Source organism: Mucilaginibacter endophyticus, assembly GCF_003351025.1.
Classification (GTDB): Bacteria; Bacteroidota; Bacteroidia; order Sphingobacteriales; family Sphingobacteriaceae; genus Mucilaginibacter; species Mucilaginibacter endophyticus.
Window position 1 is genome coordinate 149,748 of record NZ_QPCG01000002.1, and the last position, 15,864, is coordinate 165,611.

The window sequence follows — 15,864 nt, forward strand, 5'->3', positions numbered from 1 at the left end:
ACCGTCAATTTAGCTGCCTATGTACCGTAATGTGTTTATCGCTTTACTGCTTGCTGTCCCGGTTATTGTATCGGCGCAAGGAAGGAGTAACCATGCGACCCAGGCCAATGTTATCTATATTTATGCCGATGATTTGGGTTATGGAGATCTAAGCTGTTACAGCAAAACCGGGATCCATACACCTAATTTGGATAAACTGGCAGCTTCGGGTATCAGGTTTACCAATGCCCATGCCACTTCTGCAACGTGTACGCCATCAAGGTATGCTTTAATGACGGGTAAATACCCATGGCGCAGAACTGGGACTGCTATTCTGCCCGGAGACGCGGCGCTGATCATCCCCACAGATAAAACTACTTTACCTAATCTTTTTAAAAAGGCCGGATACAAGACCGCAATTGTAGGTAAATGGCATCTTGGTTTAGGAGAAGCAGTTGACAAGGACTGGAACGGCGAAGTAAAACCAGGCCCCAACGAGGTTGGCTTTGACTATTCATTTATTTTTCCCGCTACGGCCGACCGGGTACCGACCGTTTTCTTAGAAAATCATAGGGTGCTGGCACTGGAAGCCAACGATCCTATATCGGTTGATTATAGCAAAAAGATAGGTAATGATCCCACTGGTGAAGAACATCCTGAGCTGCTCAAAGTGAAATCTTCGCCTGGACAGGGGCACAACCAAACCATTGTAAATGGAATAGGCAGGATTGGCTATATGAGTGGAGGGAAGCTGGCCCGGTGGACTGATGAGGAATTATCTTCTACTTTTTTAGCCAAAGCCGAGGGTTTTATTGAAGATCAGCACAAAGTACCTTTCTTTCTGTATTTCGCCCTCACCGAACCTCATGTCCCCAGGATGCCGGCAACACGTTTCAAGGGCAAGAGCGGGCGGGGCCTGCGCGGTGATGCGATACTGCAATTAGACTGGGCTGTTGGTGAAATAATGAAGCAGCTAAAGTACCTCGGCCTGGAGAAAAATACGCTAATTGTTTTCAGCAGCGATAATGGGCCTGTACTTGACGACGGTTACCAGGATGAAGCGGAAGAAAAGTTTAAGGGGAATCCGCCGGCCGGCCCGTTGAGGGGAGGGAAATACAGTGTGCTGGAAGGAGGCACCCGCGTTCCGTTTCTCGTTAGCTGGCCCGGTAAAATTAAACCTCAGGTATCATCAGCAATGGTAAGCCAAATTGATCTTATCGCTTCTTTTTCGAAACTGATTGGCCAACCGATCCCGGCAGGTGAAGCATCTGATAGCGAAAATGTACTTGATGCTTTGCTTGGACAAAACAAGAACGGGCGTTCTGTATTGGTTGAGCAGGGTATGGGTAACACCATCGCCATTGTTAAGGATGGATGGAAATATATTCCACTCAATAATGGCGAAGCAGTTATGAGGCTGGTAAACATCGAAACCGGAAACCTGGCTTCGCCTCAGCTTTATAATTTAAATGAAGATATAGGCGAGCAAACTAATCTCGCTGCAAGATACCCTGATAAAGTGAAGGAATTGGCTCTGCTCTTAAATACTATCCAGGGTAAGCAATAGAAATATAGAACACATTGATATCATCAAAATATGAAAATATTTAAAGGAAACAGGCCCAAATTAAACGGAGCAGGCAAAACCGGGATATTATTAGCAATAACTATTTGCTCCTTTGTTTATACGCATGCCCAAACTGCAAAGCGCTCGTTAGCGCTTGAAAAGATTAAAGGTGAAAAACCAAGAAACGTTATTTTTATTTTGACGGATGATCACCGTTTTGATTTCATGGGGTTTACAGGTCGTGTACCGTGGCTCAAAACGCCTAATCTTGATAAGCTATACCATGAAGGGGCGTGGTTTAAAAATGCATTTGTAACAACATCTCTATGTTCGCCCAGTCGCGCGTCGATATTAACAGGGGCTTACTCGCACGTACATACTATTGTAGATAACAATGCGCCCGAGCCGCCAAATCTCACTTATTTTCCGCAGTACCTACAGAAAGCCGGGTACCAGACTGCCTTTTTCGGTAAATGGCATATGGGAAATGATGATGACTTTCCTCGTCCTGGATTTAATCATTGGGAGAGTTTCAAGGGGCAAGGCGTTTATTATAATCCCACGTTGAATATCGATGGTAAACGTGTAACATATGGCGACTCAACCTACATTACCGATCTGTTGACCGAACATGCATTGGGCTGGCTGAAAAACAGAGATAAATCAAAACCATTCTTTTTATATCTATCCCATAAAGCGGTGCACGCGCCTATGCAGCCAGCCAAGAGGCATCTGGGCTTATATAAAAACCTGAAATACCCGTTGCCATCCACTTATTATCAAACCCAGACAGATGAGTATAAAAAGTTGGGATGGCCAGAATGGGTTAAGCAACAACGGTACAGCTGGCACGGTGTAGATTACATTTATCATACACACCAAAACGTGGAAGAATTAGTGCAGTCATACTGTGAAACCCTATTGGGTGTTGATGAAAGTATAGGGGAAGTGATGGACTATCTTAAAAAAGAGGGATTGGACAAGAATACTCTGGTGATTTACATGGGCGATAACGGCTTTAGTTTTGGTGAACACGGCTTGATAGACAAACGTCATTTCTATGAAGAGTCGGTAAAAGTGCCCTTCCTGGTGCGTTGCCCCGATTTGTTTACCGGTGGTAAAACAATCAATAAAATGGTGCAGAATATCGATGTAGCCCCAACCATTTTACAAGCTGCAGGTTTACAGAAACCTGCTAATATGCCCGGCAAATCGTTTATACAATTGCTTAAAGGAGATTCGACAAAATGGCGGGATAAGATTTTTTACGAATATTACTGGGAGTATGATTTCCCGATGACGCCTGTTATTTACGGCGTGAGAACTGATAAGTTCAAGTATATCCGTAACCAGGGCGTTTGGGATACCAACGAACTTTACGACCTGGAAAAAGACCCTGCGGAGCGTGTAAACCTGATTGCCAAACCCGAATACGCGGATACCGTAAAGAAAATGGCAAATGAACTTTATGACTGGCTTGAGCAGACTGGAGGGATGCAGATCCCGTTAAAACGCACTGTAAAACATCCTTTTGGTGATTACCGGCATCCGGATAATGACTAAAAGCATTGTTGGTTTTATTAAAAACCACTTGCAATAGTGTCCAGGTAAGCCGGGGTGTTTGATTTTTTAAATTCAATGTCCCGGCATTGGTTAAAATGTACAAATGCTTTCAGAGCACTTATAATTTTTGTTATCGCTGCTTCACCCAACTCCAAACCTTCAAAGTGCAGGTTATGAACAATTAATACTTTTTGTTTGCGGTCGGCTTTGGCATCCATTCTGGCAACAAAGGTATCACCGACCAATATGGGCAGGCTAAAGTATCCGTACTTACGTTTGGCTGCAGGTACAAAGCATTCTATCTGGTAGTCAAAACCAAAAAAATCTTTTAAACGATGACGAAACACATTCAGGATATCAAATGGTGATAAAATGAACGCTTCGCCGGACAACTCAATGGCCGTCGGTTGATCGGGCAGCATATAAAGCTGGGCACTTTTCAATCTTTCTATTTGAACAGTGAGCAATTCTCCCTCGGTTACCATTTTTGCAAGCTCCTGTTTAACCAGGTTGCCTTTAACATAGCGGGCTCGCCAAGCTATCTCTTTAGCGTAGGCAATGCCTAGTGCCTTTAACGTTCGCCTGATTACGAAACGTGCGTATTCCTGATCTGTAGGTACAGTGAGATCGGTGTCTTCTGGTACCATGTTCATGGGCAAGTCATACATCTTATGAAAAGCCTTGGTACGGGAGATCATCAGTTCACCACCAAGGTATAATCGTTCAAGGGCAACTTTTGCGGGGCGCCAGTCCCACCAGCCGGAGCTTGCCTCCACGCGGTCATTTTCAAAATCGCCAACCATCAGCGGTCCCTCGCGTTCTACCCGGTCAAGTACCTGTTTCATCAGATTTATTTCCTGCTTGTCGGTTGTTTTATGCCTGTCGGCAAAGGCTTGTTTAACCGGGAGGGAAAAACGGAAATCATGCATAGGCAAATAGCCGGCATCAGAAGTAAAGTATTCAAAAATAAGTCCATCTTCCGTGAGTTCTGCCAACCAGTTCACTTCATAATCCGGAATGCGTGCAGCCATTACATGGTGATGAGCCCGTTCAACCACATAGTTTGTATCAAGTTGCACAAAGCCAAGTTGATCTATCAAACGGTAAACGGCTTCGCGGCCGGTACCGAATTGGGCCTTTTGGGCCAGTCCGGCTGCATGCAGAATGATTTTACGGGCCTGCGACGCGGATAGAAGTATTGGTTCCATTGCAGCAAAGTAATAAAATAATCAGATAACGAAGGGAATGGCTGTTAGGTATTCCCAGGTTTATGGCGGGAGATCAGTTTAATATCTCAATATCTATCAGGAATACTCAAAATGTTCAATAACAGGATTATCGATAATTGAGTTAATGAACATATCCATTTTAGCCGAACGTCCCTGAAGCTGCCACGTTAAAAAAATGTATTCGCCATCTTTCACTCTTTTTATCAGCTTGAATTTCAGCTTATGATGTCTCATCATATTTTCGCATAATTCGATGCCATTTGCCGAGACAGGACATTTGATATTAAATGTTTTGGACTGATTATAGTAGTCTATCTTCTTTTGAAAAAAAGGGAGCACGGAAAGTATAAACAGGATCATCACACTGGCGCATCCGGCAGCTAAATAAAAACCAGCGCCAATACCCATACCCACCGCCGCGACAGCCCAAATGGTAGCAGCTGTGGTAATCCCATTCACCCGGCTTTCACCCCTGAAAATTACACCTGCACCAAGAAAGCCTATCCCGGTAACAACGTTAGAGGCAATCCTGTCGGCATTATTAGGTGCGCCTATAGCCATCGACATCAACGTGAAAAAACATGCGCCAAATGATATCATGATGGTAGTACGAAAGCCCGCAGCTTTTCCATGATATTCTCTTTCTGCACCTACAAGCCCTCCCCATAAAAGAGCCAACAAAAACCGGATCAGAATCTCTGTATTAAAAGCCATTGTTTGATTATATCTGATTATAATCGAATATATGACTTTTATAAATACTTCAGTCTGTAGATTTCATAGACCGAACTGTCGCTATCTGCTATAGTGGTAAACACCTGGTCCAACAGTGATTTTCTGGTAAGTTTTACCTTGAAAATCAGGGATAAGTATATCGGCTGTTGTGTTTTGAGGTATAGTGACACTCATGTTCAATTTATTAGCTATGATTTCCCATTTGCAGGAAATACTGCCGTAGGGGCATTCATATTTCCCTTCGGCCCATGAAAGGCCGCCGCCAATTACCGGTTTGATTAGTATCTTTTTATAGCCTGGAGCAGCGGGTATTATACCGGCTATATTGCGATACATCCAATCGCCAATGGCGCCATAAGCGTAATGATTATAAGAGTTCATGGATGGCTCTTCAAAACTGCCGTCGGTTTTAATGCCGTCCCATCTTTCCCAAATGGTAGTTGCTCCCTTTTTAATTGGGTATAACCAGGAAGGGTAAGTATCTTGCAATAACAGCTTATAGGCTACGTCGGCATAACCAAACTTGCTTAATGCGTCGCAAAGATAGGGGGTGCCCAGAAAGCCGGTGGTTAAATGACCGTGGTATAATTCAATATTTTTAACAAGCCTTGCCGCAGCCTGCTGCCTTAGTTTAACAGGTAACATATCAAACTCCAGGGCCAACACATAAGCCGTTTGTGTATCTGAAGAAATGAGGCCATTAGCGGTAACATATTCGTTTACAAAAGCTTGTTTTATTTGGGCTAACAGCTTTGAATAATATTCTTCATCGGCCTTCTTATTTAAAACTTTGGCGCTATTGATCAGTATCTGGGTTGAATAGGCGTAGAAACACTGGGCTATCAAATACTTATTGGTTATCGCGGATATACCATCCCTATCATCATTAACGCTGTAAAATAACCAGTCGCCAAAATGATTACCTGTTACCCATAGGCCATTCCTGGTTTGCTTTTGGATATAATTAACCCAGGCTTTCATACTTTGAAACTGGTTCTCCAATATTTGCTTATCACCGTAAGCATTGTACATATTCCAGGGGATAATAGTTGCTACATCTGCCCAACCCGAACTGCCCCCAACTTCATCTGTACCATTAGTAAATACATCAGGGATCACATAGGGAATACTACCACTCTTATACTGATCGGCGGCAACATCCTTTAGCCATTTGGTGAAAAAATTATGTACATCCATATTAAATGCGGCGGTACGTGAAAATACTTGTGCATCGCCTGTCCAGCCTAAGCGCTCATCACGTTGCGGGCAATCTGTCGGTACATCCAGGAAATTTCCTTTTTGTCCCCATTGGATGTTATGCTGTAGTTGATTGAGCAGCGGATTAGAGCAGGAAAAGCTACCGGAAGCTTTCATATCTGAGTAGATAGCTACCGCGGTAAAATCATCAGGATTTAAGGGGCCTTTAATACCCTTGATTTTGATATATCTAAACCCTTGCCAGCTAAATTGGGGCTCAAAGGTGCGTTTGACGGTATCTTTTAATATGTAGATATTCTCGGCTTTTGCCGCTCGCAGATTTTCTGTATAGAACTCGCCAGCTTATCAAGCACCTCCGCGTGTGCAATTTTGATAGAATCTCCGGCATTGCCTTTAACCGTAACTTTAACCCATCCAACCAGATTTTGCCCAAAATCAATAACTTTTTCGCCACGTGGGGTGGTTATGATTTTTATTGGTTTAAATACCTCGTGTTGTTTTACCGGTTCATTATATGTAGCCACAAGGGTGTTCTTTGTATAGGGCATTACATGCACCGGACGCCAATCCTGGTCATTAAATACAGGCATAGTCCATCCGGATTTTTCTAGCCGGGTATCGATAACACAACCATTATAGATCTCGGCAAAGCGCAAAGCCCCTGTTGATGATTTCCAGTTCTGGTCTGACGATATAATTTTTGTTGAGCCGTCTGTAAATACAATCCTGATCTCCATTAAAAGGGCTGTTTTATCACCGTAAAAATTAGCTCTCGGTGTATATGGGCCCAGCGGACTTCGGTACCAACCGCTTCCAAGTGTAACGCCAATGGCATTTTCTCCTTCGGTTAGTAATGAGGTAACGTCGTAGGCCTGGTATTGTAATCTTTTGTTATAACTTGTCCATCCTGGTGTAAGGAAGCTATCGCCTATTTTATGGCCGTTTAACTGCGCTTCATAAAACCCGTGCGAGCTTATGTAAGCGGTAGCTTCCAAAACTCTTTTATTTAACGTAAAACTGTTTCTGAGCAGGGGAGCAGGGGCGTTAACGGTATCATTTGATGCCGGTACAATCCATTGAGCATGCCAATCAGGGGGTGATATTAATCCCATTTTCCAAACCGCCTGTTCGCTCCAGCCCGAACAAACGCCCCTGGTATCCCAAATCCGTACCCGCCAAAAATACTTATGGCCCGATAGCAATGATTTGCCGGAATAGGGGATATAGGCAGATTGATCGGAGTTTATTTTACCACTAGACCATAGTGGAGAATGATTACTGTTATCAAGCGAGCTCGAATCTACTTGTAGTTCGTAAGCTTGTTGTATAACCGCTTTGTTATATTTTTCGGTAAGCTGCCAGCTAAAACGCGGATTTTGTGCATCAATGCAGATTGGGCTTTTCAGGTTTTCGGTCAAAAGATTTTTTACAGCTATTTGTGCCGATGCAGTATACCATGAAAATAAAAGGCACCCGATAAGAAATGGTGTTCTCATAATTTGATGTGAAGGTTCAATCAGGAAATTGGTTGTTAAAAATAAAGCAGGATAGTAACTAAACTATCCTGCTCTGTCTTGAAACTTTTGAATAAGTTGGGGATTGTGGCCCGATTGAATTATTTCTTATTTGCCTTTAAGCTGAACCATAACTCTTATGGTTTGAAAAATGATGCCTAAATCGTTGTTGAAGTTTATATTTTTCAAATAAATAAGATCGTAACGAACACGGTCGCGCATTTCCTGAACGTTTTCTGCATAACCATAATTTACCTGACCTATGGAAGTAAGGCCCGGTTTAAGTTTGAATAACTTATGGTAATTTGGAGACTCCTCTATCAATTGTTCAATAAAATACTGACGCTCCGGGCGCGGACCTACAATAGACATATCACCTTTTAAAACATTCCAGAACTGAGGCAGTTCATCCAACCTTGATTTACGTAAGAATGAGCCCCATTGCGTAATTCGAGGGTCTTTATCTTTTGACAGCATTGGGCGCCCAGCTTGCTCAGAATTTACATACATGCTCCTGAACTTGTATATATTGAAAGGCTTGTGGTTTCTGCCAATGCGTTCCTGGCGATAAAAAACAGGACCTTTTGAGGTTAACTTAGTTATAATAGCCAATGCGATGAAAACAGGGAACCCGGGAATCATCACAAAAAGTGAAAACAGGATATCGAAACAGCGTTTGAAGAAAATTATCTTCAGGCTAATTTCAACGGAAGATGAAAGTTGTATAACCGGCAGATTTTCATAATTAACTATGCTGGCGTAACTATTTTCAAGGACCAGATCAGAAACCAGTTTTATTTTAATATTGTGCTGGTCGCCCAAATCAACAAGTTTTCTTAATAAAAGCTGATCCATGTATTTATAGCAAATAAACGCTTCGTCGGGCCTTGCTTCAAGAATCTTATTAAACAATACTTCATTGGGCTGGCTTTCAAGCATATCTTCAGAGATAGTTGTAATAAAATTATACCCATACTCCGGATGTTTCGAAAATGACTTTTTTACTCGATTAACTATATCTGTGTTTCCAACTATAATAACATGTTTTATGTTGTACCCTTTTTTACGGATATAATCAAGCGTAAAAAAGATCAGAGAGCGTTGTGCAACTATCAGGATGAAAAACAACAGGTAAGTACAGAACATCACCATTCTGCTTACCTCATAAAGTTTAAAAAAGTACACTATCCCAAGAACCATCACCAGGTGATATACCATGGATGTCATGAATTTGCTTAGGTTGTCACTGAGCATTAAGGGGCGCTTTATGACATAGTTTTTAGTTACCGAAGCTATAGTGATCCAGGTTAAATTAACTAATAATAAAAAATCAATTGACTGAATTTCGGATGAGTAGAACGTAAATATAAATAGATGAGCACATTGCAGCGCGATATTTAATAGCAATAAATCACTAAAAAATGTGAATGGCTGAAGTAGTTTAGAATAACGCATTTGCGATCAAGGTTAAGTTATGCAAATATAAAATTTTTTACTAAAACAATTTTATTTTAAATAAAATCAACATTTGTTAAACTTAATTACGGGGCAATTACTTGAAACGCTACAACTAAAAACTAAATATTTACTATTTTATTTTGTTCTTATTTTATCGGTATGGGTAAATATCTCACTATTAACCTTGTTTATTCGAGTTGTAATAGTGTTTTGGAGATTTCTTTATAATTAAATAACAATTTTAAAACATGCTACCCCGAAAAATGTGGCGCTGACTGATAAACTTAAAACAATGACTTTTAATTTATTTCCAGTAAAATGAATGCATGGAGAAGCGTTTTAAAATCTGTTTTGGCAATTTTTTATAGAATTTACCGCTTTTATACCCCAGCCATTTTGCCCCCAAAGAAAAGACAGAATTTAGGATGATGCTCTTTTTATGTTTTAAAACATATTTTAATTCAGATCTCATGAATTTGAAGCCTTCGCCCGTGGGCTTGCCAAAATCACGGATCAGCCACTTATTTTGTTCGTGAAAAACCCGTGTATCAAAGTACCTCCTAAATTCTTGCACAAGGGTATAAGTATGAGAGTGGTAAACAGTGGCATCTGCTACATAGGCTTTTTTGTATCCGGCTGTTAACATCCTGGCGGCAACAATTGCGTCCTCGCCCATAATAGAATCTGTTGGGAAACCACCGATTGCTAAAAGAGCGTTCCGCCTGTACGCGGCGAAAGAATTGGAACAAAAAAACACTTTAAACCCCATTTGTGTAATATCTTCAGATGATCTTATATGTGATATGGCCGGGTAATTATATAAACGTGCATGGCTTTCCAACGTTTGCGCATTTTTATGAGGAAGCTGTCTGCCATATGCCATGCCTACCTGGGGATCATCAAAAGCATTAACAATATTTGATATACTGTCGGGCGAGGCTAATATAGCATCCTGTGTTAAGAAAATGCAGATATCGGCATCTTCGGAGAGCTCAACAAGTTGCTGGCGGGTTTTACCATGATTAAATTCAGATTTATTAATTTCCTTTACTTTAAATCCGTATTGATTTGAAAGATTAATTGTATTGTCTTTTGAACCGGAGTCTATTATTATCTTATTTGATAGATTGTATGTTTGACTTTTTATACTTTCAAGCGCCTCAAGCCAAGATGAGCCGGCATTTAATGTTGGGATTAATAAGGCAACTTTATAGTTCATGGAGTTTTTTGTTGAGGGAGTTAGAAATTGAGAACAACTGTATCGTCAATAATATGTGAGTAAAAAGATAGTTGTTAATAGAATTAAAAAGATTTAAGCCATAATCTTGTGGCTATTTTTCTTAGGAGTATTAATTTAATATATTGATTTTGGATAACCTGAATGATATAAAAAGCTTTGAAGTAGGCATATGCACCATAATTTATCTATTATAGAGTTTTATATAGTTTGCAGCCATGATTTGCGCTGTATAACACTTTGAATATTTTGAGTGAATTTTTTTCGCCAGTACTTCTTTATTTCTGTCCGTTTCAACGAGAGTAGCTAACAATGAATTGATGTTTCCGAGTTGATAAGTCATAACTTCATCACTGTCAAATAGCTCTCGAAATACAGGTAAATCTGAACATACAACAGGTATTTTTTGCGAGGCAGCCTCAATAACACATAAACCAAAGCCTTCCGACATTGAAGTCATGCCATACAAGTCGAAATATTTAAAATAATCGATAGCGTTTGGCTTGTAGCCCAAAAATAGACACCTATCGTTTACGTTTAACTTTTTTGCCAGATCCATTAACTCGAGCCTTTTGTCTCCATCCCCAATTAAAAGCAAGCCAAACTTCCTTTCTTCGTCAATTGCTAAGGCCTGGATAAGCTGATCGATGCCTTTTCCATAAACCAATCTTGAAGACACCCCAATTATTTTATACTGCTGCTTTAGCTTATTAAGGGCATCTACCTCTTCGTTAAAGACAAGCGCAGATGGATTGGGGCTTGTACCATTATGTACAAAATTGATATTGCTTTTGGGAAGTGCACGCTTATAAGTATCTGCCATCAATTTGGATAAAGTAACAATACAATTTGCTTTCTTGATAAATTGAAACCATACTTTTTCGGTAGCAATACCTATGAATTGATTATAACGAAACGAGTATACAGGTCTAATTTCCTGATGTAAAGTAGCGATGCGCTTTTTTATCGTTTTTCTGTTAAAGAAACTATAAAAATCGCCTAAAAAACCATGTGAATGAACAACATCGTAGCCCGAAAAGTCGGTTTTTGTAAACAGGTCCACTTTATGGATGGGGGCCTTAAAATCTAATTTAGCTACAGATTCTTTCAGATAATAAATAGTTACATCGTGTTCGCCAACTATGTTGTTTATAATGTCTTTTGCAACAATAAACGGCCCGGATGGCTCGCAAGTGCTTAATATAAATGCAATTCTCATGATTAACAGTTTTCCTTATAAACTCATGCTATATGTGCATTTGTTATAATTAAAGGATTTTAATTGACCTATAATAAAAATCAAAATAAGGTATACAATAATGTCGTTATCGTAGCCAGGGAATAAGACCATCATAGTGGCAAGTAAGGGGATAAATGCGGTAACCCAATATGCCCTGTTATTGAAAAGGCTTTTACCATACCTAAAGAGGGTAATCAAAAATAAAACATAAAACGACAGCCCTAATATTCCAAAATCAAGATAGTTGTTCAGGAAGGTATTATGAATATTGGGTTCGCCCATATAAATTAGGGCATACTTATCCAAAAATTTATCAGAAGACAAAAAGCCTTCGCCCCAGATCGATATTTTATCAAAATTTACAAAAAAGGCGGCCCAATAAATTAATCTCAACCCCATACCATCACTGCTACTGGTTATACTATCTATTCTTAAAACACTGTTTAAAACGAATGGCGTGATTAAAGCAATTAATACAAAAAAAGAAAGTTTTATATATCTCCCCGGCATTTTCCAAATAATGTAAGCAACCCCTGAAATCAGCGCAAAAATTGGAGTTCTGGACATGGAAATATATGCAAGGATAATTACTAACAAAATCCTTGAAAGGGAAATTCGGTTAAAACGGGCGGCACCAATTAAAATATAAGGAAAACCTATTGTTACTATCCTTGCTCCAAATAAATTTTTATTATCCAGTCCCCAAAAATATAAAGTGTTATTATAGATATCAGTTCCTTCACCAGAGCTTTTTGCGCCAGCTAAATATTGGAAATTGCTTTGCTTATGGTAAAGCATTAATTGAATGAATACCAGAAAAAATGTAAAATGAAGTACATTATCTACATACCTTATCAACTTGTCTGTTTCTTTATTGTACAACCAGTTAATACTGGATATTAGAAAAATAAAGTTGACAAATATTTTGTAAAAGTTTGTCAACCTGAGCTCGTCATAATTACCCGACACAACAAAAGATATTATTGCATATGTACTATATAAAATCAGATAAACTACCCAAGCCTTTTTAATGATCATTTTCCGTTCAAAAAAGAACGACAACGAAGCAAATAAAAATACTAAAGGGTAGATTTTAACTGGAAAAAATATTGATAGCAAACAAAAGCAAAAAAGTCCATCGTTGAAATCTTCTAATTTGATTTTCATTTTGTTATTTCTTCAAAGCAATATTAATCCCAACAGACCGGAAAGCCCTGCGGATCAAAAATTTACTATATTCTTTTAGAATATCAAGACCTGCAACTATTTTGTTGAGCTTCCCGGTTCGGGTAATTGCCTTATAAGTTTCTAAGTACACCCTATAGCTGTCACTGATTCCGCCCACTTCCATCCTGACAGTTACTTTATCCATAAATCCAGCTTTCATTTCGTCGCGTCCCCTCAATAGCAATTCATAGTCACCCACTATTCCATACTCTGTGTTATATTTACCATATTTAGCAAAAAGCGATTTTGAGTGAAAAGAGCCGGGGTGAGCTATGTTATTTCGCTTTCTTGATGACCTCCAATCCCATGCCCACCCCAATGTTCGTATTACTTTATTTTTACTATTTGTAATATGTATTCTGGATGAAACAAAATCGTATGTGTTATCATTGTTATTCAAATACTCAACGTAATTTTCGATGGCGTCCTCGTATAAAGCATCGTCGGCACCTATAAAGAGAATCCAATCTCCTTTAGACAAATCGATACCTTTATTCCATGCATCATATACCCCGGTATCCGGCTCTGATATCCACTTTGTTGTTTCGCTGCTGTATTTTTTTAAAATATCAACAGTGCCATCTTTTGAGGCGCCGTCAACAATTACGTGCTCAACGTTTTTATAAGTCTGACTTAGTACGCTGTTAATACATCTTTCTATAATGTCAAGAGAATTATACGTTGCTGTGATGACCGTTATTAAAGGTTTCTTTTCCGATTGCATGTTCTGTCCCCAATATTATTTAGATGGCAGGCTTTTAACCGCCGCCACCTTTATCATATTTCCTTAATGTTAACGTTCGTTATACAACTCTGTGATAATTTGATGATACTTCTGAGCAAATAACTTTGTTCTTGTGGCCAGGTTATTCTGTACCTCTTCGTCAGTTAAGAAATTATTTGAAACTTTATTTTCTACTTGGCTTAATACATTTTCTATTATATCTGCAAGGGCAGATTCATTCCGCGGGTCAAAATAGATACCAGTTTCCGGATCCTGTTCCCTGTGAATTGGAATATCAGATACGAGTATTTTTTTTCCGATGCTTTTTGCCTCTTCCACTGTTGAACTCCAACCTTCAAATAAAGAAGGGTTGATCAAAGCGGTACATGTTTTCATTAAAACTAATACTTCGGCATAGGGTATTAACCCCAGTAGTAAGATGTTTTTCGAAAGATCATTTACTTCGATAAAATCGCGTATCATTTTAATATTGCCATCGTTGCCACGATAGTCTACCATGTGCCCCGTTGTTACCAGTAAAGGGTTAAGACCGCGATTTTTAAGCAGGTTGATGGCTTTAAAAACCACCATATGGTTTTTATGGCTCCAAAATTGATTGGGCAGATATAGAAAATCGCCTTCAATTTGGTATTTGGATTGAATACGTTTTTGAGTCGCTATAAATTCGGTTTCTGATAAAGAACTTGGTTGAGAAACAAATTGCATAACCTTAACCTTACTTATATCTTCCGACGCAAATTTGATATAATCCTTAAGCGAGTCATTGCTGCTCAGGATTATTCGATCGCTGTATTTCACAACTTTTTTATTCAAGTTGATCATCCAGTTTCTTTCACTCGCAGACCATAGATCGGGAAAGTGATAAAGTTGGAAGTCAGGTATCCAACTTACAATTTTAAGCTTACCAAACCTACTGAAGAAATTAGAATGCGATACAATTTCTATTTTATATTTCTTCAATAGATTTATTAAGAGCAAGTTTTTTTTAAAAAGTTTGTCAGATACTTTATCAATATACCAGGGCATCGACTTTCGCTTTAATACGTTGGTTTTAATAACTTGAGCGTAGGGGAGGAAGGCATCAATTATATCCTGGTCAAGGTCTGATGGGACAAAAAACGTATAATGAATATAACCAGGAGCTTCACTATGACTCGCGTAAAGTAAATTTTTGAGGTAATTTATTCCCCCTTTATACTCCTTTGAAAAATACATGATAATCCCAACTCTAATCATTCTGCAACTTTTTAAAATAATTTACATACTGTGAAATACCTTCTTTTACATCAACACCCGGTAACCATCCAAGGTTTAATGCCTTTGAAATATCAGCGTGATAAAATCGGGGATCTCCAGTTTTTATACTTTGATTAAAATTGATAACTATCTGTTTATTATAGGCTTTTACCAACATATTTATGGTATCTGCAACGGTAGTTCTGATACCAGAACCACCATTTATGATACTTGTTTTTCTGTTTTCATGAGTAGCTATCGCTAATATCAAGGCAGATGCATCTGTAACATATAACCAATCGCGAGTTTCCTCTCCCGTGCCAAAAAATGTTACTTCGCCGGTGGAATTTTTTACTTTCATGCATGCGTCCCATAGCAATTGTTTTTGCAATCCTACTCCGTAAATAGAAAAATACCGGATTATCGAAACTTTCAAATCAAAGTTTTTACTATAGGAGAAGCATAATTCTTCTGCAGCTTTTTTGTGAAAGCCATATGGTGAAACAGGGTCTGACGGATCATCTTCTTTTATCTTTTTATCGCCAACATCACCTTGTACTGCAGGGCTTGATGGGTAAATAAAATGACATGGCTTACCTTGCAGCCTTATATATTCCAGCAACGCTAAAGTACTCTGAACGCTTTTTTGGAAATCTTCGAACGGGTTTTGATAGGAGAAGGCCACGGATCCACTGCCGCCGCAGTGAACTATCACATCAAAAGCCTGGTTGATATTCATCAAAGCTTCAAATGTTATGGTTGATTCAAACCAATCATCAATACCCCATTCACTATATTCGTACTTATGCCATTTGCCGTGTCCTATACCACTTACGCGGTAGCCGGCATCTTTAAAAGCTTTTGCGGTATATCTGCCTAAAAAACCGTAAGCACCAGTTATTAAAACTTTTTTCAT

General features: G+C 39.3%; 13 protein-coding genes and 1 pseudogene. 2 read left to right on the forward strand and 12 right to left on the reverse strand.

All coding sequences use genetic code 11. The annotated features are described in order from the left end of the window. The first annotated feature begins 19 nt into the window (after positions 1–19). Both DUL71_RS08175 and DUL71_RS08180 read left to right on the forward strand, forming a co-directional pair. Positions 20–1,546: a sulfatase family protein gene (locus DUL71_RS08175; RefSeq protein WP_114937648.1), complete on the forward strand. Its 1,527-nt coding sequence runs from the start codon at positions 20–22 to the stop codon at positions 1,544–1,546. 30 nt (positions 1,547–1,576) lie between these two features. Beyond that, positions 1,577–3,109: a sulfatase family protein gene (locus DUL71_RS08180; protein ID WP_114937649.1), complete on the forward strand. Its 1,533-nt coding sequence runs from the start codon at positions 1,577–1,579 to the stop codon at positions 3,107–3,109. A gap of 17 nt (positions 3,110–3,126) precedes the next feature. Here DUL71_RS08180 and DUL71_RS08185 read toward each other — a convergent pair whose 3' ends face one another. The 12 genes and pseudogenes from DUL71_RS08185 to DUL71_RS08230 all read right to left on the reverse strand — a co-directional run bounded on the left by DUL71_RS08185 (position 3,127) and on the right by DUL71_RS08230 (position 15,864). Beyond that, complete coding sequence (locus DUL71_RS08185) at positions 3,127–4,317, reverse strand: winged helix-turn-helix domain-containing protein (RefSeq protein WP_114937650.1); 1,191 nt, start codon at positions 4,315–4,317, stop codon at positions 3,127–3,129. A gap of 96 nt (positions 4,318–4,413) precedes the next feature. Continuing rightward, entirely contained in the window at positions 4,414–5,052 is a 639-nt protein-coding gene (locus DUL71_RS08190) for an MgtC/SapB family protein (RefSeq protein ID WP_114937651.1), read from the reverse strand. An 81-nt stretch (positions 5,053–5,133) separates the two neighbouring features. Continuing rightward, positions 5,134–6,447 (reverse strand): alpha-L-rhamnosidase-related protein, encoded by a 1,314-nt coding sequence (locus DUL71_RS32365; RefSeq protein WP_208645504.1) that lies wholly within the window; start codon positions 6,445–6,447, stop codon positions 5,134–5,136. A 66-nt stretch (positions 6,448–6,513) separates the two neighbouring features. Continuing rightward, positions 6,514–6,609: pseudogene (locus DUL71_RS32775) on the reverse strand (family 78 glycoside hydrolase catalytic domain); the annotation flags it as partial. Then, positions 6,573–7,787 (reverse strand): family 78 glycoside hydrolase catalytic domain, encoded by a 1,215-nt coding sequence (locus tag DUL71_RS32375; protein ID WP_208645505.1) that lies wholly within the window; start codon positions 7,785–7,787, stop codon positions 6,573–6,575. The pseudogene DUL71_RS32775 and the gene DUL71_RS32375, both read right to left, overlap by 37 nt. Before the next feature lie 126 nt (positions 7,788–7,913). Further along, positions 7,914–9,260 carry a sugar transferase gene (locus DUL71_RS08200; protein WP_114937652.1) on the reverse strand — a complete coding sequence of 449 codons (1,347 nt, stop codon included), beginning with the start codon at positions 9,258–9,260 and terminating at the stop codon, positions 7,914–7,916. A gap of 307 nt (positions 9,261–9,567) precedes the next feature. Further along, complete coding sequence (locus DUL71_RS08205; protein ID WP_114937653.1) at positions 9,568–10,482, reverse strand: glycosyltransferase family 2 protein; 915 nt, start codon at positions 10,480–10,482, stop codon at positions 9,568–9,570. Between the two features lie 202 nt (positions 10,483–10,684). Continuing rightward, positions 10,685–11,719, reverse strand: coding sequence for a glycosyltransferase (locus DUL71_RS08210; RefSeq protein WP_114937654.1), 1,035 nt, complete (start codon positions 11,717–11,719; stop codon positions 10,685–10,687). A 15-nt stretch (positions 11,720–11,734) separates the two neighbouring features. Next, positions 11,735–12,538, reverse strand: coding sequence for an O-antigen ligase family protein (locus DUL71_RS08215; RefSeq protein ID WP_161964395.1), 804 nt, complete (start codon positions 12,536–12,538; stop codon positions 11,735–11,737). 373 nt (positions 12,539–12,911) lie between these two features. After that, on the reverse strand, positions 12,912–13,691 hold the full coding sequence (locus DUL71_RS08220; RefSeq protein WP_114937656.1) for a glycosyltransferase family 2 protein: 780 nt from the start codon (positions 13,689–13,691) through the stop codon (positions 12,912–12,914). A 69-nt stretch (positions 13,692–13,760) separates the two neighbouring features. Then, a complete protein-coding gene (locus DUL71_RS08225; RefSeq protein WP_114937657.1) occupies positions 13,761–14,948 on the reverse strand; it encodes a glycosyltransferase in 1,188 nt (395 codons plus the stop codon). Next, positions 14,941–15,864: an NAD-dependent epimerase/dehydratase family protein gene (locus DUL71_RS08230; protein WP_161964396.1), complete on the reverse strand. Its 924-nt coding sequence runs from the start codon at positions 15,862–15,864 to the stop codon at positions 14,941–14,943. The genes DUL71_RS08225 and DUL71_RS08230 overlap by 8 nt, the downstream gene beginning before the upstream one ends.

Bases quoted from the DNA above. Each gene is read 5' to 3' on its own strand.
- DUL71_RS08175 (WP_114937648.1), top strand. From the start codon at position 20: ATGTACCGTAATGTGTTTATCGCTTTACTGCTTGCTGTCCCGGTTATT.
- DUL71_RS08180 (WP_114937649.1), top strand. From the start codon at position 1,577: ATGAAAATATTTAAAGGAAACAGGCCCAAATTAAACGGAGCAGGCAAA.
- DUL71_RS08185 (WP_114937650.1), bottom strand. From the start codon at position 4,317: ATGGAACCAATACTTCTATCCGCGTCGCAGGCCCGTAAAATCATTCTG.
- DUL71_RS08190 (WP_114937651.1), bottom strand. From the start codon at position 5,052: ATGGCTTTTAATACAGAGATTCTGATCCGGTTTTTGTTGGCTCTTTTA.
- DUL71_RS32365 (WP_208645504.1), bottom strand. From the start codon at position 6,447: ATGAAAGCTTCCGGTAGCTTTTCCTGCTCTAATCCGCTGCTCAATCAA.
- DUL71_RS32375 (WP_208645505.1), bottom strand. From the start codon at position 7,787: ATGAGAACACCATTTCTTATCGGGTGCCTTTTATTTTCATGGTATACT.
- DUL71_RS08200 (WP_114937652.1), bottom strand. From the start codon at position 9,260: ATGCGTTATTCTAAACTACTTCAGCCATTCACATTTTTTAGTGATTTA.
- DUL71_RS08205 (WP_114937653.1), bottom strand. From the start codon at position 10,482: ATGAACTATAAAGTTGCCTTATTAATCCCAACATTAAATGCCGGCTCA.
- DUL71_RS08210 (WP_114937654.1), bottom strand. From the start codon at position 11,719: ATGAGAATTGCATTTATATTAAGCACTTGCGAGCCATCCGGGCCGTTT.
- DUL71_RS08215 (WP_161964395.1), bottom strand. From the start codon at position 12,538: ATGCTTTACCATAAGCAAAGCAATTTCCAATATTTAGCTGGCGCAAAA.
- DUL71_RS08220 (WP_114937656.1), bottom strand. From the start codon at position 13,691: ATGCAATCGGAAAAGAAACCTTTAATAACGGTCATCACAGCAACGTAT.
- DUL71_RS08225 (WP_114937657.1), bottom strand. From the start codon at position 14,948: ATGATTAGAGTTGGGATTATCATGTATTTTTCAAAGGAGTATAAAGGG.
- DUL71_RS08230 (WP_161964396.1), bottom strand. From the start codon at position 15,864: ATGAAAAAAGTTTTAATAACTGGTGCTTACGGTTTTTTAGGCAGATAT.